This window comes from Streptomyces sp. UC4497 (assembly GCF_054871485.1).
This window is the reverse complement of record NZ_JBTYHB010000005.1, coordinates 300,964-318,639: the sequence shown is the minus strand read 5'-3', so window position 1 is coordinate 318,639 and position 17,676 is coordinate 300,964. Positions and strand designations below refer to the sequence as shown.

The 17,676-nt window shown below is 71.0% G+C and carries 20 protein-coding genes; 9 read left to right on the top strand and 11 right to left on the bottom strand.

The genetic code is table 11. The annotated features are described in order from the left end of the window. Nucleotides 1–16 precede the first annotated feature (16 nt). The gene (locus ACYSUO_RS10295) at nucleotides 17–757 is read left to right on the top strand and encodes an SDR family NAD(P)-dependent oxidoreductase (RefSeq protein WP_461775753.1); all 741 of its coding nucleotides are present in this window, start codon (nucleotides 17–19) and stop codon (nucleotides 755–757) included. Here ACYSUO_RS10295 and ACYSUO_RS10290 read toward each other — a convergent pair. Both ACYSUO_RS10290 and ACYSUO_RS10285 read right to left on the bottom strand, forming a co-directional pair. Beyond that, complete coding sequence (locus tag ACYSUO_RS10290) at nucleotides 754–927, bottom strand: hypothetical protein (RefSeq protein WP_266722113.1); 174 nt, start codon at nucleotides 925–927, stop codon at nucleotides 754–756. The two genes, ACYSUO_RS10295 and ACYSUO_RS10290, sit on opposite strands and share 4 nt — an antisense overlap. A gap of 100 nt (nucleotides 928–1,027) precedes the next feature. Beyond that, a complete protein-coding gene (locus tag ACYSUO_RS10285) occupies nucleotides 1,028–1,879 on the bottom strand; it encodes a helix-turn-helix transcriptional regulator (protein WP_461775752.1) in 852 nt (283 codons plus the stop codon). A gap of 101 nt (nucleotides 1,880–1,980) precedes the next feature. Between ACYSUO_RS10285 and ACYSUO_RS10280 the strand changes: the two genes are divergently transcribed. Further along, nucleotides 1,981–2,688, top strand: coding sequence for an SDR family NAD(P)-dependent oxidoreductase (locus ACYSUO_RS10280; RefSeq protein WP_461775751.1), 708 nt, complete (start codon nucleotides 1,981–1,983; stop codon nucleotides 2,686–2,688). Nucleotides 2,689–2,704: 16 nt separating this feature from the next. Here ACYSUO_RS10280 and ACYSUO_RS10275 read toward each other — a convergent pair whose 3' ends face one another. The 3 genes from ACYSUO_RS10275 to ACYSUO_RS10265 form a co-directional block, all read right to left on the bottom strand. Next, a complete protein-coding gene (locus tag ACYSUO_RS10275) occupies nucleotides 2,705–3,625 on the bottom strand; it encodes an NADP-dependent oxidoreductase (protein ID WP_461775750.1) in 921 nt (306 codons plus the stop codon). Nucleotides 3,626–3,723: 98 nt separating this feature from the next. Further along, on the bottom strand, nucleotides 3,724–4,599 hold the full coding sequence (locus ACYSUO_RS10270) for an undecaprenyl-diphosphate phosphatase (RefSeq protein WP_461775749.1): 876 nt from the start codon (nucleotides 4,597–4,599) through the stop codon (nucleotides 3,724–3,726). A gap of 206 nt (nucleotides 4,600–4,805) precedes the next feature. Further along, entirely contained in the window at nucleotides 4,806–5,792 is a 987-nt protein-coding gene (locus tag ACYSUO_RS10265; RefSeq protein ID WP_461775748.1) for an ArsR/SmtB family transcription factor, read from the bottom strand. Nucleotides 5,793–5,886: 94 nt separating this feature from the next. Here ACYSUO_RS10265 and ACYSUO_RS10260 point away from each other — a divergent pair, with 94 nt between their 5' ends. Next, nucleotides 5,887–7,122, top strand: a complete 1,236-nt coding sequence (locus tag ACYSUO_RS10260; RefSeq protein WP_461775747.1) for an MFS transporter — start codon at nucleotides 5,887–5,889, stop codon at nucleotides 7,120–7,122. On the opposite strand, the gene ACYSUO_RS10255 is transcribed toward ACYSUO_RS10260, so the two are convergent. Continuing rightward, nucleotides 7,046–7,765 carry a TVP38/TMEM64 family protein gene (locus ACYSUO_RS10255; RefSeq protein ID WP_461775746.1) on the bottom strand — a complete coding sequence of 240 codons (720 nt, stop codon included), beginning with the start codon at nucleotides 7,763–7,765 and terminating at the stop codon, nucleotides 7,046–7,048. The two genes, ACYSUO_RS10260 and ACYSUO_RS10255, sit on opposite strands and share 77 nt — an antisense overlap. Before the next feature lie 87 nt (nucleotides 7,766–7,852). Between ACYSUO_RS10255 and ACYSUO_RS10250 the strand changes: the two genes are divergently transcribed. The 3 genes from ACYSUO_RS10250 to ACYSUO_RS10240 all read left to right on the top strand — a co-directional run bounded on the left by ACYSUO_RS10250 (nucleotide 7,853) and on the right by ACYSUO_RS10240 (nucleotide 10,939). After that, on the top strand, nucleotides 7,853–8,557 hold the full coding sequence (locus ACYSUO_RS10250; protein WP_461775745.1) for a DNA alkylation repair protein: 705 nt from the start codon (nucleotides 7,853–7,855) through the stop codon (nucleotides 8,555–8,557). A gap of 280 nt (nucleotides 8,558–8,837) precedes the next feature. Next, nucleotides 8,838–10,019 (top strand): elongation factor Tu, encoded by a 1,182-nt coding sequence (tuf, locus tag ACYSUO_RS10245; RefSeq protein ID WP_461775744.1) that lies wholly within the window; start codon nucleotides 8,838–8,840, stop codon nucleotides 10,017–10,019. Between the two features lie 56 nt (nucleotides 10,020–10,075). Next, entirely contained in the window at nucleotides 10,076–10,939 is an 864-nt protein-coding gene (locus ACYSUO_RS10240) for a spermidine synthase (RefSeq protein ID WP_461775743.1), read from the top strand. Between the two features lie 27 nt (nucleotides 10,940–10,966). Here ACYSUO_RS10240 and ACYSUO_RS10235 read toward each other — a convergent pair whose 3' ends face one another. Continuing rightward, the gene (locus ACYSUO_RS10235) at nucleotides 10,967–12,280 is read right to left on the bottom strand and encodes an MFS transporter (RefSeq protein WP_461775742.1); all 1,314 of its coding nucleotides are present in this window, start codon (nucleotides 12,278–12,280) and stop codon (nucleotides 10,967–10,969) included. 147 nt (nucleotides 12,281–12,427) lie between these two features. Here ACYSUO_RS10235 and ACYSUO_RS10230 point away from each other — a divergent pair, with 147 nt between their 5' ends. From ACYSUO_RS10230 to ACYSUO_RS10220, 3 genes are all read left to right on the top strand, one after another. Further along, nucleotides 12,428–12,595, top strand: a complete 168-nt coding sequence (locus ACYSUO_RS10230) for a DUF4442 domain-containing protein (RefSeq protein WP_461775741.1) — start codon at nucleotides 12,428–12,430, stop codon at nucleotides 12,593–12,595. 145 nt (nucleotides 12,596–12,740) lie between these two features. Continuing rightward, the gene (locus ACYSUO_RS10225; protein ID WP_461775740.1) at nucleotides 12,741–13,193 is read left to right on the top strand and encodes a DUF4442 domain-containing protein; all 453 of its coding nucleotides are present in this window, start codon (nucleotides 12,741–12,743) and stop codon (nucleotides 13,191–13,193) included. A 774-nt stretch (nucleotides 13,194–13,967) separates the two neighbouring features. Further along, nucleotides 13,968–14,147, top strand: coding sequence for a hypothetical protein (locus ACYSUO_RS10220; RefSeq protein ID WP_461775739.1), 180 nt, complete (start codon nucleotides 13,968–13,970; stop codon nucleotides 14,145–14,147). 38 nt (nucleotides 14,148–14,185) lie between these two features. Here the strand turns inward: ACYSUO_RS10220 and ACYSUO_RS10215 are convergent, their stop codons facing one another. From ACYSUO_RS10215 to ACYSUO_RS10200, 4 genes are all read right to left on the bottom strand, one after another. Then, nucleotides 14,186–14,935: an AfsR/SARP family transcriptional regulator gene (locus ACYSUO_RS10215; RefSeq protein WP_461775738.1), complete on the bottom strand. Its 750-nt coding sequence runs from the start codon at nucleotides 14,933–14,935 to the stop codon at nucleotides 14,186–14,188. 47 nt (nucleotides 14,936–14,982) lie between these two features. Continuing rightward, nucleotides 14,983–15,213: a hypothetical protein gene (locus ACYSUO_RS10210; protein WP_461775737.1), complete on the bottom strand. Its 231-nt coding sequence runs from the start codon at nucleotides 15,211–15,213 to the stop codon at nucleotides 14,983–14,985. 28 nt (nucleotides 15,214–15,241) lie between these two features. After that, nucleotides 15,242–16,348, bottom strand: coding sequence for a hypothetical protein (locus tag ACYSUO_RS10205; RefSeq protein WP_461775736.1), 1,107 nt, complete (start codon nucleotides 16,346–16,348; stop codon nucleotides 15,242–15,244). A gap of 227 nt (nucleotides 16,349–16,575) precedes the next feature. After that, a complete protein-coding gene (locus tag ACYSUO_RS10200) occupies nucleotides 16,576–17,097 on the bottom strand; it encodes a hypothetical protein (RefSeq protein WP_461775735.1) in 522 nt (173 codons plus the stop codon). Between the last annotated feature and the right edge of the window lie 579 nt (nucleotides 17,098–17,676).

Below are 17,676 nucleotides of genomic sequence, written 5' to 3'. Positions count from 1 at the left end.
TGACCAGGAGGCCCCCTTGAACCGCCCCATCACGCTCGTCACCGGCGGCAGCCGAGGCATCGGCGCCGCCACGTCCGTGCGTCTCGCGCGCGAAGGCCACGACGTCGCGCTGTCCTTCGTGAGCGACAAGGACGCCGCCGAGCGCACCGCCGAGGCCGTGCGTGCCGAGGGCGCCCGCTGCGTCGTCGTGCGGGCCGACACGTCGCAAGAGGCCGATGTGGAGCGGCTCTTCGACGAGGCGAGTGACCGACTCGGGCCGCTCACCGGGCTGGTGAACAACGCGGGCGTCACCGCTCCGGTCGGCCCGTTCGCCGACGCGCGCACCGAGGACTTCCGCCGCGTCCTCGACGTCAACGTCCTCGGCGTCCTGCTGTGCTGCCGCCGCGCCGCACGCGACATGACGGCGGCGGGCGGCGGCGCCGTCGTGAACGTGTCCTCCGGTGCCGCCACCATCGGCAGCCCCGGCCAGTACGTGCATTACGCCGCGTCCAAGGCGGCCGTGGACACGATCACGGTGGGCCTCGCCAAGGAACTCGGCCCTGCGGGCGTGCGGGTCAACGGTGTGGCACCCGGCATCATCGACACGGAGATCCACGCCACCAGCGGAACGCCCGACATCGCGCGCGAAGCGGCTCCCGGGATCCCGCTGCGGCGCCCGGGGACGGCGGACGAGATCGCCGGGGCGATCGCCTGGCTGCTGTCGCCGGACGCGTCGTACGCGACGGGGACCGTACTGAGGGTGGCCGGAGGCCGCTAGGCCGCTTCCACGACCTCCGCGCGCACCGCGGCAGCCCACTCCGTGACCAGCAGCGCGTACTGGGCGCGCTGCTCTCCGGTGAGTCGGCCTCCGGTGCGCAGCCACAATCCGCGGATCTGCTCGTTGACTTCCTCGGCAGACCGCACAGGACCAGAATTGACGGGCGGCATGTGCCAAGGCTACGTGCGGGCCGCCCGGTTTGGGAACCCTGAGCGAACGGTCCTGAGCGTCAAGTGACCGAAGATGTAAAGGAGTTCGCGAAAGGCCTGGTCAGGCGCCGACCGCTGCGGGAAGCGCCGTCGTGGCGAGCAGCGTCAGACGGTCCGCGTCCGGGGTGCCGGGTTCGGCCGTGTAGAGCATGACGCGCAGGTCGTCGCCCGCCATCGTGAGAATGTCGCAGTCCAGCGTCAGTGGACCGACCTCCGGGTGGTCGATCGTCTTGCGCGCGGCGGCGTGCCGGCCGACGGCCCCCGAGTCCCACAGCTCGGCGAACCGCGGGCTGCGCGTGCGGAGTTCGTCGACGAGCGTGTGCAGGCGCGGGTCCAGCGGGTAGCGGCTCGCGGTCGTGCGCAGGTCCGACACCAGGGCCGTCTCCATGGCCTGCCGCTCGTCGGGGGTCTGGCGGACCCGGCTCGTCGGCCCGAGGAACGTCCACCACACGCCGTTGCGCCCATGGCCTCCCCACTCAGGGCGCTCGCCGAGCAGCGCCGTGTACAGCGGGTTCGCGAGCAGCAGCGTCCACGCCGCGTCGAACACGGCGGCCGGCGTCCCGGACAGCCGGTCCAGGAGCCGGCGCACGCCGGGGGTGAGCCGGCCCGGCACCGTCTCCAGGCCGGGCGGCGCGAGGCCCGCGAGCCGGAAGAGGTGCTCACGCTCGGCGTCCGTGAGCCGCAGCGCACGGGCCAGCGCCTCCACGACCTGGTCGGAGGGGTGGGTGGCGCGGCCCTGTTCCAGCCGGGTGACGTAGTCCGCCGAGATCCCCGCGAGCAGCGCCAGCTCCTCGCGGCGCAGCCCGGCGGCCCGCCGCTGCCCGACGGCGGCGATCCCCGCGGCCTCCGGCGGGACCCGGTCCCGCCAGCGCCGCACCGTGTCCCCGAAGTCGCCGAGCTCCGCATGTGCCATGCCACCACTGTGCCCCGTCCGGCCGCGATCTTCCTGGTATCACCGGTCCCAGGAAGACGGGACGACTGTTCGCCGGGCCGCTCCCGGCGCAGCCTGGACGCATGACCACCACACTGATCACCGGGGCCAACAAGGGCCTCGGACACGAAACCGCCCGCCGCCTCGTCGAGGCCGGCCACACCGTGTACGTCGGCGCCCGCGACCCCGAGCGCGGCCGCCGCGCCGCCGAGCAGCTCGGCGCGCGGCACGTCGTCATCGACGTCACCGACGACGCCTCCGTCGCGGCCGCCGCGAAGACCATCGAGGCCGATGGCGGCCTCGACGTACTGATCAACAACGCCGGCATCGAGGGCCGCACCGTGGGCAACGGCATCGTGCTCCCGGCCGACGAGACCGTCGACACCCTGCGTCCGCTGTTCGAGACGAACGTCTTCGGCACCGTCCGCGTCACCCACGCGTTCCTGCCGCTGCTGCGCCGCTCCGCCACCCCCGTCGTCGTCAACGTCAGCAGCGGCCTGGCCTCGTTGGCCGGCGCCACCGACCCGGGGAACCCGGCGGCCGGCTACCCCGGCCTCGCCTACCCGGCCTCCAAGACCGCCGTGAACATGCTGACGGTGCAGTACGCGAAGGCGTTCCCGAAGCTGCGGATCAACGCCGTCGAGCCCGGCTTCACCAGGACCGACCTGAACGGCAACACGGGCGTCCAGACCGTCGAGCAGGGCGCCGAGATCATCGTCCGGATGGCGCGGATCGGCGCGGACGGACCGACGGGGACGTACGTCTCCGCCGAGGGACCGCTGCCCTGGTGACGCCCTGCCCGCGCCCCTACGGCTTGAGCACGATCTTCCCGTGGGTGTGCCGCTTCTCCAGCTCGCGGAAGGCCTCGCGTACTTCCTCCAGCGGGTAGGTGCGGGCGATCGGCACCTCCAGCTCGCCGCGCGAGGCCAGTCGGGCCAGTTCGCCGAGGACGACCGCGCTGGCCGCCGCGCCTTCCCCGTACGTCCGGGCGCCGACCCGGCCCGCGACCTTCCAGTCGCGGATGGTGTTGATGCGCTCGGGCCGCACCCCCAGCTCCACGGCGAGCTCGACATAGCCGGTGCCGAACGTGTCGATGAACGCGTCGACGCCCCCGTCTCCCGCGGCCTCCAAGATCCGCTCCCGTACCCCGTCCCCGTACGCGAGGGGGATCACGCCCTTCTCCTTCAGCCAGCCGTGATGCGGTTCGCTCGCGAGCCCGATGACGGTGACACCGTGGCGCCGCGCGAGCTGTACGGCGATCGAGCCGACGCCGCCCGCCGCGCCGGACACCACGACCGTGTCGCCGGGGCGGAGGTCCACGGCCCACACGCAGGCGTAGGCGGTGGCCCCGGCGACGTACAGGGATCCGGCCACGTCCCAGGGGAGCCCGGACGGCCGGTGCACGAGGTTCACGTCGTCGACGGTGACGTACTCGGCGTGGCTGGCCCTGCGGTGCGTGAACCCGACGACCTCGTCGCCGACCCCGAAGTCCCTTACGTGCGAGCCGACTTCGACGACGACGCCGGCCAGATCGCTGCCCTGACCCGACGGGAACGTGGCGGGCCACCGCTCGTGCAGGAACCCCGTCCGAATGCTCACCTCGCCGGGCTGGATCCCGGCCGCCCGCACCTCGACCAGCACCTGGTCGGCCGCGGGAACGGGCCGCGGCACGTCCTCGACCCGCAGTACATCGATTCCGCCGTACTCGTGAAACCGCACCGCTCGCATCCCGCGCCCACCCGTCCCGCTCGGCTCAACTGTGATGTGGGTCGCAACACTTGGGGTGCCCGGTCTCTTCCCCGGGTCCACCTGTTTCCCGGATCCGGTCAGCCCGCCGACTCCGCCGCATGCGGGCTGAGCACGCCCACGCTCACCAGGATGAACAGGGCGATGCCGAGGATGATCCGGTAGTACACGAACGGCATGAAGCTGCGCGTCGAGATGAACTTCATCAGCCAGGCGATCACCGCGTAGCCGACGCCGAAGGCGATCAGTGTGGCGAACACCGTGGGGCCCCAGGAGACATGGCCGCCCTCGCTCGCGTCCTTGAGCTCGAAGACGCCGGAGGCCAGGACCGCCGGGATCGCCAGGAGGAAGGAGTAACGGGCCGCGGACTCACGGGTGTAGCCGAGGAAGAGGCCGCCGCTGATCGTGGCGCCGGAGCGGGAGACGCCGGGGATGAGGGCGAGCGCCTGGCACAGGCCGTAGATCAGGCCGTCCTTGACCGAGAGGTCCTTGAGTTCCTTGCGGGTGTGGGCCACACGGTGGCGACCGCCCGTCTCGTCGCGGGCCGCCAGCCGGTCGGCGATGCCGAGGACGACGCCCATCACGATCAGCGTCGTCGCGGTGAGCCGCAGATCGCGGAACGGGCCCTCGATCTGGTCCTTGAACGTCACGCCGAGCACCCCGATCGGGATCGAGCCGACGATCACGAGCCAGCCCATCTGAGCGTCGTGGTCGCCCCGCATCGTCTTGTCGGTGAGGGACCTGAACCACGCCGAGATGATCCGCGCGATGTCCTTGCGGAAGTAGATGACGACCGCGGTCTCGGTGCCGAGCTGGGTGATCGCCGTGAAGGCGGCGCCGGGGTCGTGCCAGCCCGCGAACGCGGCCGTGAGGCGCAGATGGGCGCTCGACGAGATCGGCAGGAACTCGGTGAGCCCCTGGACGAGCCCGAGGATGAATGATTCGAACCAGGTCATGAGGTGGGTACGCGATCCAGGTGCTCGGCGGAACCGGCCGCGAACGCGGGCCAGGCGGGGCGGCGCGAACTCCCGTCACATCGGGCCCGGGGTTCGCGTGGGGCAGAGTAGCGTTCGAAAGTGACGGGAGCACCACAGGGGAGTGAGCGGAGCCTTTACAGGCCCGGTTTGCAGGCCCCGTTTATCGGTCCCGGTCGCAGGCCCCTTTACTGGCCCGGCCGTTGGGCCCGGAGGAGCGCGTCCCCCGTCGGCGTACGGAAGTAGAGCACCGAGCGGCCCGCCCTGCGCCGCTGTACGAGGCGGGCCTCGTGCAGCACCTTCAGATGGCGGCCCACCGAGCCGAGGCCCTGTCCTGTGAGGGCCACCAACTGGCTGGTGGTCAGCGGCTGTTCGAGGAGGACCAGGACCTGCGCGCGGGCCGTGCCCAGCAGCGCCGCGAGTCCGCCGGGCAGCGCCGCCCTGTCGACGTCCGCGAGGGCGCCCGCGCACGGGTAGACCACGGCGTACCGGTCGACCGGGTCCCGCTCCGGCCATGACACCCAGCCCTGCTTCGGTGTGACCGGGACGAACAGCAGTTGTGTGCCGGCGATGTTCCGTGGCGGGTAGTCGTGTGCGTTGATCCGGAGCCGGCCCTCGCCGAGCCAGCCCATCGTGGGGCGCATCCCGCCGAAGGCCGCCGCCCAGCCGCCCCGGGTCAACTCCCTTGTCCTGGCGAGGACATCGGCCTCGATGATCCGGCGGCGCCGCGGCCACTCCGGAAGGACCGTCTCCCGCCACACCCACGCGAACAGCGCCGCCGCGCGTTCCGCCAGGTCCTCGGCGTGGGCGAGCGCGTCGGGCAGCGGGCCGGGGGAGGAGACCGCGAGGTCGGCGCGGACGGCCGCCGGCGGGGTGGCGCGGATCCGCGCGAGGCCGTCCGCCAGATCGTCCTCGCGGGCGCCGTCGGGTGTGGGCGTCATGAAGTCGGCGATCCAGCGCGCCCCGAACGCGGCGTCCAGCAGCAGCGCCGTCGTCGGCTCCGCGGCGAGCCGCGCGCGGTAGGCGGGCAGATGGGTGTCCAGCCAGCGCCGCTCGCCGGGGTGCGCGGCGACGGGATCGGCCAGTTTCTTCAGGCTCGCGGTCGCCTCGGCGAGCCGCGACACGATGAACCGGCTGCCCGCGAGCGTGTCCGCGTCGACCTGCCAGACACCCACGGCCGCACCCCGTCCCGTCGTTTCGCCGGCCCCGTCGTTTCGCGGGTGCGCGAAACATTAACGCCCCTCGTCCACCGCCCCGCAGCCTCCCCTCATGGACACCTACCGGGAGCTGTTCCGCACGCCCGAATATCCCTCCCTCTTCGCCACCGTCTCGCTCCAGATCGCCGGGCAGACGGTCGGCGGGCTCGCACTCGGCTCGCTCGTCTACGCCTCGACCGGATCGCCGCTGCTGTCCGCGCTCGCCATGTTCGGGCCCTCGCTCGCCCAGGTCGTGGGCGCGCTCACGCTGCTCTCCGCGGCGGACCGGGTGCCGCCGCGCGCCGCCCTCGTCGGGCTCGCGCTCTTCCTCGGTCTCGCCACGGCGGCGCAGGCGACGCCCGGCCTTCCGACGGCCGCGGCCCTCGCGCTCGTCCTCGTCCAGGGCGTGCCGTCGGCGCTCGGCGGCGGGGTCCGCTACGGCCTGCTCACCGACATCCTCGCCCGCGACGGCTATCTGCTCGGCCGCTCCGTCCTCAACATGAGCGCGGGCATCTGCCAGATCCTCGGGTACGCCCTGGGCGGCCTGCTCGTCACCGTGCTGTCGGCGCGCGGCACACTCCTCGTTGCCGCAGGGCTGTACGTGCTCGCCGCGGTGGTCGGGCGCTGCGGACTGTCCCGGCGCCCGGCGCGCGCGGCCGGGCGTCCGTCCCCGCGCGAGACGATGCGCGGCAACGCCGCCCTGTGGTCCTCGGTCCCGCGCCGGTACGTCTATCTCGCGCTGTGGGTGCCCAACGGGCTGATCGTCGGCTGCGAGGCGCTGTTCGTCCCCTACGACACCGGGCACGCGGGAGTGCTGCTCGCGAGCGCCGCCCTGGGCATGCTCGCCGGGGACGTCCTCACCGGCCGTTTCCTGCCGCCCCGGTGGCGCGCCCGGCTCGCCGCACCGCTGCGGCTGCTGCTCGCCGCGCCGTACCTGGTGTTCGCCCTGCGGCCCGCCCTGCCGTTCGCCGTGGCGGCGGTCGCCCTCGCCTCGGTCGGCTTCTCGGCGGGCCTGTTGCTGCAAGAGCGGCTGATGGCGCTGACCCCGGAGCGCCTGAGCGGGCACGCCCTCGGGCTGCACACGGCGGGCATGCTGACCATGCAGGGAGTGGGCGCGGTGCTCGCGGGCGCGCTGGCCCAGACGACCTCGCCCGGCACCGCGATGACGGTGCTCGCCGTGGCCTCCGTCGCGGTGACGCTGCGCCTCGGCAGGGGCCTCAAGGGGGAGCCGGTCAGTCCTCCTGCGCCGTCCGCTTCCGCAGCTGATGACGCTTGCACCACGCCACGACCGCGCCCGCGCACCCCGTGACGACGATGAAGCCCATCGCGATCAGGAAGATGGGCGACGTGGGCGTCGAGGCGCGGGCGCCCGCCACCACGTACGCCGCCGTGTTCGGGATCGAGCCGAGCGCCGTGGCGAGGAGGAACGGGACGATGCTCATCTTCGAGATCGACGCGCAGTAGTTCGCCGCCCAGAACGGGATGCCGGGGAAGAGCCGCGCCGCGAGCATCGAGCGGAAGCCGTGCTCGCTGAGCTGCCCGTCCGCCGCCTTCAGCCAGCGCCCGCGCAGCAGCGGCCGCAGCGCGTCCTGGCCGAGCAGCCGGCCGAGCAGGAAGGCGAGCCCGGCGCCGAGCACCGTCCCGCCGAGCGCGCCGAGCAGCCCCAGCTGGGAGCCGAACAGGGCGCCCGCCGCCAGGTTGAGCAGCGGTTTGGGCACGAAGGCGACCGTGCACACGCCGTACGCCACCGCGAACAAAACGACCGCCGCCGCCCCGTTCACCTGCGGCGGCCAGCCCTGCGTGATCAGCCGCTGCGGCTCGAAGAGCAGCACGCACGTCGCGCCCGCGGCCAGCAGCAGCACCAGCAGCGAGAGCCGCGACCACGGCGACAGCAGCGCCTGGCCGCAGCGGGCGGCGAGCCCGGCGGGACGGGCGGGGACGGTCTCGAACATCCGGGGAGACTAACCGACCCCCACATAAGATCGCCGTAGGTTGTGTCTCACTTTCCCGGCTCTTGCCCCAGTTGCGAGGAGCATCACGTGCCCGTCGCCGCGCCGCCCAGCGTTCTCGCCGACACCCTGCTCGCCCGGCTCCCCGAGGTGTACGGCGCGGCCGCCGACCCCGAGCGGGCCGCGCAGATGCGCGCGTACATGAAGGACGTGGCCCCTTTTCTCGGCCTCACCTCGCCCGTGCGCCGGGAGCTGACCAAGGTCGTGCTCGACGGCACGCCGCGTCCCGACGAGAGCGACCTCACCGCCGTCGCGCTGCGCTGCTGGGCGCTGCCCGAGCGCGAGTACGCCTACTTCGGGATCGACTATCTGCGCCGCCATGTGGGACGTCTCACGTCCGGCTTCCTGCCCGTCGCGCGCGAACTGGTCACGACCGTGCCGTGGTGGGACACGGTGGATCACCTGGCGGCGCACATCGTCGGCGGCCTCGTCGCGGCCGACCCGAAGCTGTGCGCCGACATGGACGCGTGGATCGGGGACGAGAACCTCTGGGTCGCCAGGACGGCGCTCCTCCACCAGCTCCGTTACAAGGACGCCTCCGACACCGGCCGGCTCTTCGCCTACTGCCTGCGGCAGTCCGGGCACCCCGATTTCTTCATCCGCAAGGCGATCGGCTGGGCCCTGCGCGAATACGCGAAGACCGACGCCGACGCCGTGCGGTCCTTCGTCGCCGCGCACCGCGACACCCTCAGCCCGCTCTCGGTGCGCGAGGCGTTGAAGAACGTAGGCGAGTAACTGCCGCTCGGCGCGCGGAAAATCGTTCGACGTGGGGCGCCGCGTCGGAGAAGATCTGCCACATGTTCCGGCACGCCTTCCACGCAGCTCCGTCCGCAGTCGCGGACGCAGCTCGGGCTGCCGTCCTCCTGACCGCTGCCGCAGCTGACGGCGCGCGAAGCTGACCCTCTCCGGACACTCCGGCGGACCCCGCAGGGGGAGGGTCGGTCCGGCTCAGGGGTCCCCGCCTCCCGCTTGGAGGCCAGTAGCTCTCTGAAGTTCCCGAAGGGACCTCATCGCCATGCCCAAGACGGCATACGTGCGCACCAAGCCGCACCTCAACATCGGCACCATGGGTCACGTCGACCACGGCAAGACCACACTCACCGCCGCCATCACCAAGGTCCTCGCCGAGCGCGGCGCCGGCACGTTCGTGCCGTTCGACCGGATCGACAAGGCGCCCGAGGAGGCGCAGCGCGGCATCACCATCAACATCGCGCACGTCGAGTACGAGACCGACACCCGGCACTACGCGCACGTGGACATGCCGGGCCACGCCGACTACGTGAAGAACATGGTCACGGGCGCCGCCCAGCTCGACGGGGCGATCCTCGTCGTCTCGGCGCTCGACGGGATCATGCCGCAGACCGCCGAGCACGTACTGCTCGCCCGCCAGGTGGGCGTCGACCACATCGTCGTGGCCATCAACAAGGCGGACGCGGGGGACGAGGAGCTCACCGACCTCGTCGAGCTCGAAGTGCGGGAGCTGCTGTCCGCGCACGGGTACGGCGGCGACTCCGTGCCCGTCGTGCGGGTTTCCGGGCTCAAGGCGCTCGACGGGGACCCGCGGTGGACGGCGTCGATCGAGGCGCTGCTCGACGCGGTGGACACGTACGTTCCGATGCCGGAGCGGTACGTGGACGCGCCGTTCCTGTTGTCCGTCGAGAACGTGATGACGATCAGCGGGCGCGGCACGGTGGTCACCGGCGCGGTCGAGCGAGGCCGCGTACGGGTCGGCGACCGGGTGCGGGTCTACGGGGCGGAGTCCCTCAAGGAAGGGGAGACCGTCGTCACCGGCGTCGAGACCTTCGGCAAGCCGATGGAGGAGGCGCAGGCGGGGGACAACGTGGCGCTGCTGCTCCGCGGTGTGCCGCGGGACGCGGTGCGGCGCGGGCATGTCGTCGCCGAGCCCGGCACGGTCAAGCCCGCGCGCCGCTTCACGGCGCAGGTGTACGTGCTGTCGGCGGCGGAGGGCGGCCGTTCCACGCCCGTCACCACCGGGTACCGGCCGCAGTTCTACCTGCGTACGGGGGACGTCGTGGGGGACGTCGACCTCGGTGAGGTGGCCGTCGCGCGGCCCGGCGAGACCGTCGCCATGACGGTGGAGCTGGGGCGGGACGTGCCTCTGGAGGCCGGTCTCGGGTTCGCGATCCGTGAGGGCGGGCGGACCGTGGGCGCGGGCACGGTGACGTCCGTGGAGTGAATCGGAGCGGGGCAGGGACCGTACGGGTTCCGGCCCCGCGACGGCACAATGTGCACGTGAACGCATCCGAGTCCGGACCCGAGCCGATACCCGTCACCCGCGACGTCGACCACGGCACCGCCAAGCTGTTGCCCGACGTGGACCGGCGGCGGGCCTGGTTGCTCACGGTGGACGGGGCGCCCCAGTCGTACGTCGACCTGGACGAGCCCGCGCACCTGGAGTTCGAGTACGCGCGCCGGCTCGGCCACGTCCTCGACTGCCTCGGCGACGAGGGCGCGCCGCTCGACGTGCTGCACCTGGGCGGGGGCGCGCTGACCCTGCCCAGGTACGTCGCCGCGACCCGGCCCGGATCGCGGCAGCAGGTCGTCGAGGGGGACCGGGGGCTGCTCGCGCTCGTCGCCGAACATCTGCCGGTGCCGGACGGCGCGGGCATCGTGGTGCACGGCGGCGACGCGCGGGCCTGGCTGGAGGCGGCGCCCGACGCCTGCGTGGACGTGCTCGTGGGGGACGTGTTCGGCGGCTCCCGGGTGCCCGCGCACCTGACGACCCTGGCGTACGCGCGTCAGGCGGCGCGGGTGCTGCGGCCCGGCGGGACGTACGCGGCCAACCTCGCGGACGGCGCGCCCTTCGCGTTCCTGCGCTCCCAACTGGCCACGTTCGCCGCGGTGTTCCCGCATGTCGCGCTCGTCGCCGAACCGGCGGTGCTGCGGGGCAGGCGGTTCGGCAACGCCGTGCTGCTCGCCTCGGGCGAGGAGCTGGAGGTGGCGGAGCTGGCGCGGCGTACGGCCCGCGACGCTTTCCCCGCGCGGGTGGAGCACGGCGCCGCGCTGCGCCGATTCGTCGGCGACGCGAAGCCCGTGGCGGACGCGGACGCGGTGCCCTCGCCGGAGCCGCCGGGCGGTTCGTTCAGCGTGGGGTGACCGGGGGTTCGGCCGGCATGGGGTCCGTCAGCGTGGGGTGACGGGAGGTTCGGCCAGCGTGGGGTCGGTCAGCGTGGGTTCGTGGGGCGCGGCGGTCGCCGGGTCGCGTCGCCGCAGGTGTCGTACGTCCGGCACGAACAGCACCGCCGCCGTCGCCACGACCACGAGCGCCGAGCAGCCCCACAGCGAGGCCGACCGGCCGAAGGCGGACTCCGCCGGGCCGGCGAGCGCGGTGGCCAGCGGCACCATCGCCACCGAGCCGAACCAGTCGTAGGCCGAGACGCGGGAGAGTTTCTCCTCGGGTATCTCCTGGTGCAGCGCGGTGATCCAGGAGACGCCGAAGATCTCGATGGTGACGCCGCTGACGAACATCACGGCGATCAGCAGGCCGAGCGGCACGGGGACCGCGAGCGCCGCCGACGGCAGTGCGAGGGAGAAGACCGAGAGCGTCGCCGCGAACAGCAGGCGCTTCGGTTTCCACCGCATCATCAGCAGTCCGCCGAGGATCGTGCCCACGCCGAACGCGCCGAGCGCGATGCCCCACGGCCCCGCCCCGCCCAGTTCGTCGCGCGCCACCAGCGGGCCGAACACCGACTCGGCCGCGCCCACCACGGCGACCACGACCGCGAACTGGCAGACGATCGTCCACAGCCACGGCCGGCCGATGACCTCCCGCCATCCGTCCCGCATGTCGGCGAGCAGCCCGCTGCCGGGCTCCCGCGGCGCGATGTGCCGTACGTCGAGGAACATCCGCAGCGCGCCCGCGACCAGGAACGCCACCGCGTCCACGGCGAGCACCCAGCCGGGGCCGAACGCCGCGACCATCGCCCCGCCGAGCGCGGCGCCGCCCACCCCCGCACCGGACATCCCCATCCGGAACATGGCGAAGGCGCGGCTCGCCTGCTCCCCGGAGACGGAGGCCATCAGCATGCCCTCGGCCGCGGGGTTGAAGAACGCCTGACCCGTGCCGCCGAGCGCGCTGAGCGCCATCATCTGCCACAGCTTCGGGTCGCCCTGGAGGACGAGCAGGGCGAACGCGCCCTGGGAGAGGAAGTTGAGGGCGTTCGCCGCGACCATCACGTGGTGCCGCGGCAGCCGGTCGGCGACCGCGCCGCCCACCAGCAGGAAGACCACCAGGAACAGCGTGCGGGCCGCGGCCACCAGGCCCACGTCACCGCCGTCGCCGCCCGCGTCGAGCACTGCGAACGCCGAGGCGATCAGCGCGCCGTGCGCCCCCAGTGTCGTGACGACCGCCGAGACGGAGAGCAGCGTGTAGTTCCGCCCGGCCCATGCGGGGCGCAGGCGTGGACGCTTCGGTTCGGGAGTGGCGGCAGAGGTCACTGAGGGACTATCGCCGCCATGCCGCCGAATCGACAAACCGCTTCCCCGGACACCGGGCGATTGGTCGGGCGATGCCGGATATCTCCCGGTTGTCCGTAGGGGCGGGGAGGGATGGTCAAGCTTGCTACCGGCGGGTAACATTCGGGCATGAGCGCAGATCAGATGTCCATCGGCGACATGCTCGCCGCCACGGTGCCGATGGCCCGCACCCTGAACCTCGAGTTCCACGAGACCTCGCCCGAGAAGGCGGTCGTCGGCCTGCCCGACCAGGCCGACTACCACAATCACGTCGGCGGACCGCACGCCGGGGCGTAATCGCCCACACCTGCACGCCCGCGTTCCGCGCCGAATTGCAGATTCCGGTTTTGGGGAGGGTGTGCGCCCCGAAGGGACTCTCCCGGCTCGGGGGTGAAGCGTGAAGGGGTGGTCAACTTGTCTACTCGCCAGTAACATCTCGCTCATGACGACTGAAAGCGCTTCGATGGGCGAGATGCTGGCCACTGCTGTCCCGATGGTGCGGACTCTGAACCTGGAGTTCGTCGAGGTCACCCCGGAGCGCGCCGTGCTTCGACTGCCGGACCAGCCGGACTATCACAACCACATCGGCGGCCCTCATGCGGGCGCCATGTTCACGCTGGCCGAGTCCGCCAGCGGCGCCATCGTGCTCACGGCCTTCGGTGACCAGCTCTCGCGCGCGGTGCCGCTCGCGGTGCGGGCCGAGATCGACTACAAGAAGCTGGCCGTGGGCCCGGTAACGGCCACGGCGACTCTGGGCCGCCCGGCGGTCGAGGTCATTGCCGAGCTCGACGCAGGCGGGCGACCGGAGTTCCCGGTCGGCATTGCCGTACAGCGCGAAGATGGGGCGGTGACGGGCGAGATGACTGTTGTGTGGACTTTGCGGCTGAATGGTTGAGCGTGTGGGTGAGGGGTGCCTGAGATCTGGGGGGGGCAGGGGGCGGAGTCCGGTGCGTGCTGACTTCAACTACAGGCTTGAGTCGCCGCATTGGATCGCGGAACCTGATGGGTCGTGCTCGGGAACAGTGATCTGCGGACTCATGGCGTCGTGAAAGTGGCCGGCCGTGCGTGTAGGCCCCAGAGCGGGATTGTGTGCGCGTTGCCTGCCATTGACGGGCCGCGCAACGTACAGGTCAAGGGCGCGGTTGCGAAGAGGACGCGTCTGCCTGTCCACGAATGGTCCGCATGCTGCTGCACCGGAATCCATGTCCGTCAGATGCTGCCCGCTGCTCAGCTGACCCTGATTGCAGATCTTCGCTTAGCTTGGCCTTGTTGGCACGCTGCGCCCGCGATGGCTGCGTTCCTCGTTCGCTCTTGCGGCGGGAAGTGGCCTCCGGCTGGGCGGCGTGTGCGGGAGGTTTATCGCATGTCGGTATAGGCCGGTGTCGCTGTGGTGTGCTCGTCGCTGTTAGTGCGACTCAAGGCGGTAAGGTTTTCGCCACTACCGTTGGCCCATCACGCACGGGATCGAATAGCTCCTAATACGTGACATTGAATGAGCGGGGGGCGCAACGTTTCCACGCTTATGGTCTCGGTGATCGCTCTGGCGGTCTCGGGCTTTGCCACACTTCGACAAGTGCGTCATGCGCGCAGGTAGTAATCCAAATCGACGTCGGGGGCGTCGATGTCGATTCGGGTGGGTTTGGCCGTTGGACTTCCAGGTAGCGGGTGAATGTCAGGCAGTTTCGATGGCTTCTCTTGCCATGCGGCTCACTTGCTCGTCGCCGACCGAACCGATGTGCTCGCCGAGCTGATTCACTTCTGGTGCTTGGGACCGGTGGAGAACGGCAATAGCGTGGATCAGGGCTCGGTGGGACGGGGCGACATGCAGTATGCAGGGCTTGTGCGCTGAACTGCAGCGATGCCTTTCTAAGCCCGGCAGGGTTCGAACTATCGAACCATCGAAGTAGGGAGCAGGCTGCGGAGTTCGGGCGTTGGCTCCAGCGAGATCTCCTGCAGCAGGATGCGGCGACACTGCTCGTACTGCCTTGCTGCTTCCCACCGGTTTCCCGCGGCGACATGCGCCCTGATCAGGGTTGCGTGCGCGCTCTCCCGCAGGGGTTCGGCGTGCACGGCGGCGAGACCGGCCTCGATCGACTCCCCGTACCGGCCGGCGTGGGAGAGCCGTTCGCAGAGCGCCTCCAGCGCGTGTAATCGCAGATGGTGGTGGCGTTCGCGATCCGCGATCAGCCAGTCGTCGTACCAGTCGGGGAGCAGGTCGACCGACAGTTCGGCGCACGTTTGCGGATAGAGGAGGTCGTCGCAAGGCGTAGCCCGGTTGAGCAGTCGATGCGCCCGTTCCTGCACCGCGATGAGGTCGACCGTCACTTCCGGGGCGAGCAGCAGCTGGGGTGCCGAACCGTTCGGGGTACACCGGCAGGACTTCTGGACCCGCCACAGCGCCGACCGCAGATTCGCCGCGGCCTTCTCTGGAGAGGTGTCCGGCCACAGGGATTCTGCCACGTGGGTGCGTGTGAGGGGGCGCCGCTGAACTGCCAGGAAGGCGACCAGGCGTTGGGCGCTGCTGATCATGGACACCCAGTTGCCGTCGACGGTAATGGTGAAGCCCTGCAGTAACTGAACGCTCACAGCACCGGCCAGTTGTGCGCGCATCGTGCCTCCCCCGGGAATGCCGTGCATCTCTCGCAGGATAGAGATGCCGTCGTGGACAGGACATCAGCCCTGCATCACCGCTCCGTCACCGGGGAGTCGGGCGGGGGAGAACCGGGCGGATGCAGGCGGTCGAGCCAGGCCCGCACCGCCTCGCACGCCTCGTCGGCACTCGCGGCGGTGGCCACCGGGGTCTCTCCTTGGCCACTGACCTCGACGATCCTGACGCGCAGTCCGCTTGCCTGGCCCCCTTCCCGCCACGCGCGCAGGATCAGGACGTTGATGCGCCCGCTCCGGGATGCGTTCACGTCGACAGCCTGCCTCCTAACTGCACGCCTACGAGGGCTGCGGACCCTCGACCGGGGGTGTTCCGGCGCGGCCGGCCTGCGGTGCAGGGGGAGGGCAGTTGTCGCAGTCCAACCCAGGGAAGAGTCTGTTCCGGAACAGGTCAGTGAGGAGCTTGTTCCGTGCGACGAGGCCCATGTACCGACCGCAGCGCGTCACGGCGACATAGTGCGCGTCACTGCAGAAGACGGACCGCAGCCACTGCTGTTCCGGCATCGCCTCATCGAGGATTTCCTTGTGCAGAAAGGCGGCAAGGAGTTCGTGCAACCTGACAATGCTGACCATCTTCGTACCGCAGCGCTTCTCCAAATCGCGTACTTCGTTGAGGAGGATCTGCTCGGGAGCATCACTCCTGCGCACGGTCCCGGTGAAGACGAGCTGCGGGTGTGGAGGCTGGAGATCCCTTGTGCTCTGCGGCTGATCCGTGGAGGACTCCGGCGGGAAAGTCAGCTGCGACCGCGCCGCGATGACCGCGGCGCGGTCGAGGGCCAGCCGCAGCGAACCGTTGGACAGGGAAAGCGCCTTCAGTATGAGCCTCGGCTCGGCCCAACCCTGGTAGACCCGGGGTCGGCCCGCGTCGGTGGCGACAAAGGCGATCGCCCGGGGACTCCCCAGCCGCTGAGCGCCCGCGCAGATGATGGCCAGTCTCGTCTCCCACCATGCGGTGCCGTCCTGCAAGTCGATGACGGCTACCGGGTTCTTGGCGAATTCGTTGATCGCTTCGAGGACTTGAGGGCCACCGCTGGCCTGGAGGTCCAGCCCCTCGGAGGCACCCATATTGCGGGGAACGTCGCCCGGCGGTGCCTGCTCGGCGGCGGCGTCGACGACCGCCCCGAAGTTGAGCGTGAAGCCGAACCCGCCCAGGGACCCGCCCCTGGCCGCGACCGCCTCAAGGAGCATCAACAGGACGGGCACGGACGAGATGACCACGATGGCGATCAGGACGCCGGGCTCCAGGTCTTCAGTGGGCCAGTCGGCGAATTCCCTGAGCAGGAAGAAGCCCGTGACCAGGACGACGATCACCATCGCGCTCGCCAGCAGCGCCCAGCCCGGTCCGAATGGCCAGAATCGCCAAGTGCCTTGCCTTCGCCGCTCCATGACAGCACCCCCTGTGCGTGGCAGGCAAGGTAGGGGCCAACCGTCAGCGAGGCGTCAACGTCATGTCACGGGCGTTCCAAGCTACGCTCCCGGCCTGGGCGGTGACGTCGAGGTGACGGCCGTATGACACGGCGCGTCGATGCTATGGAAGGTGAGGGCGGCGGAACTCCACCGCTGACAACGGATGACGGGCCGTGTGGAGGGGGAGTGGGCACCAGCGGGGGTAGTTAACCATCCCAGGCGAGGATCTCCCTGACCTCGGGCGCGTGAAGCCGGTCGAGGTTGGCTGGTCCGTGACGCTGAGTCATTGCAGACCGAGGGTCGAGAAGTCGGCCGAGCATCGTCAGCCGGGCCCCGGCTGCGATCAGCCGGCCCCAGTGCAGCGGATGCTGCGGGTGCGCGCATTCGAAGAGTTGCTCCACGGTGCGAAACCATCGGCGGAACTGCTGGTCGTTCGCGTACAGCCGGACGAACTCCCTGAACTCTATGGCGCGGGCCGGGGTGGAGTCGACGGTCATCACCTCACCGATGGCGGACATGATCAAGCGGGTTTGCGCCGAGTGCGCCACGGCGTCCTGGTCGGGATGCCAGCGGAAGTACGCGTGGCTGGTCAGGGCCTTGAAGATGCCGTAGAGCCCCGAGTTGATCCGCTGTCCGCTCTGCGAGGACTCGTAGGGCAAAAAGCCAAACTCCCGCTCGATGATGCGGATCCAGCCCAGGTGCTCCCCGAAGCGGACACCACGAGCCATACCCCAGATGGCATCAGGGCTGCCCCGACAGCATGGCCGCCGCTCGCAAGTCCGGCCGCCAGGCGAGGGCGGGGGGCGGAGGACGTCACCGGCGAGGCCCGGCGAGTTCGTGTGTTGTGACGAATGTGGCGGTGCGGCGGCCGGTGGGCAATGCCGCCAGGCGCGTGACGACCAATGCTGCCACGATCGGGTCGGCGGTACCGGGCAGCCCGAGGAGTGGGGAGAACTCCGCCCAGTGGCCCCGGATCCAGGCCGCTTTGCGGGTGGCCTGCCCATGAGCCTTGTCCATGAGGTCGTGTGCCTGCCGGATACCATGGTCCTTCTTGAGGGACAGGTCGCTGTCTTTGCCTCGCACACCAGGACGACCGGCCGGTCTTCGGCTCCCGGGCCTGCCGCGAGGGCGTCGATTTCACCGCACGGCAGCGGGCGCCCTTCCAGTTGCTCCAGTCCGCACTGCACAGCCATGCCGGCTCGTGCACACTCCCTGCCGACGGAGTTCTCGAACTCGTCGTGGACCCTCTTGGCGAGAACGGTGACGGAGTCCCGCGCCCGCGGATCGCGCACGGCGCCGTGGCGGGC

What these genes read in the sequence shown, in the direction of transcription:
- ACYSUO_RS10260 (WP_461775747.1), top strand. Translation starts at nt 5,887, where the DNA reads ATGGACACCTACCGGGAGCTGTTCCGCACGCCCGAATATCCCTCCCTC.
- ACYSUO_RS10230 (WP_461775741.1), top strand. Translation starts at nt 12,428, where the DNA reads ATGAGCGCAGATCAGATGTCCATCGGCGACATGCTCGCCGCCACGGTG.
- ACYSUO_RS10215 (WP_461775738.1), bottom strand. Translation starts at nt 14,935, where the DNA reads ATGCACGGCATTCCCGGGGGAGGCACGATGCGCGCACAACTGGCCGGT.
- ACYSUO_RS10220 (WP_461775739.1), top strand. Translation starts at nt 13,968, where the DNA reads ATGTCAGGCAGTTTCGATGGCTTCTCTTGCCATGCGGCTCACTTGCTC.
- ACYSUO_RS10225 (WP_461775740.1), top strand. Translation starts at nt 12,741, where the DNA reads ATGACGACTGAAAGCGCTTCGATGGGCGAGATGCTGGCCACTGCTGTC.
- tuf (WP_461775744.1), top strand. Translation starts at nt 8,838, where the DNA reads ATGCCCAAGACGGCATACGTGCGCACCAAGCCGCACCTCAACATCGGC.
- ACYSUO_RS10290 (WP_266722113.1), bottom strand. Translation starts at nt 927, where the DNA reads ATGCCGCCCGTCAATTCTGGTCCTGTGCGGTCTGCCGAGGAAGTCAAC.
- ACYSUO_RS10270 (WP_461775749.1), bottom strand. Translation starts at nt 4,599, where the DNA reads ATGACCTGGTTCGAATCATTCATCCTCGGGCTCGTCCAGGGGCTCACC.
- ACYSUO_RS10285 (WP_461775752.1), bottom strand. Translation starts at nt 1,879, where the DNA reads ATGGCACATGCGGAGCTCGGCGACTTCGGGGACACGGTGCGGCGCTGG.
- ACYSUO_RS10255 (WP_461775746.1), bottom strand. Translation starts at nt 7,765, where the DNA reads ATGTTCGAGACCGTCCCCGCCCGTCCCGCCGGGCTCGCCGCCCGCTGC.
- ACYSUO_RS10200 (WP_461775735.1), bottom strand. Translation starts at nt 17,097, where the DNA reads ATGGCTCGTGGTGTCCGCTTCGGGGAGCACCTGGGCTGGATCCGCATC.
- ACYSUO_RS10280 (WP_461775751.1), top strand. Translation starts at nt 1,981, where the DNA reads ATGACCACCACACTGATCACCGGGGCCAACAAGGGCCTCGGACACGAA.
- ACYSUO_RS10205 (WP_461775736.1), bottom strand. Translation starts at nt 16,348, where the DNA reads ATGGAGCGGCGAAGGCAAGGCACTTGGCGATTCTGGCCATTCGGACCG.
- ACYSUO_RS10275 (WP_461775750.1), bottom strand. Translation starts at nt 3,625, where the DNA reads ATGCGAGCGGTGCGGTTTCACGAGTACGGCGGAATCGATGTACTGCGG.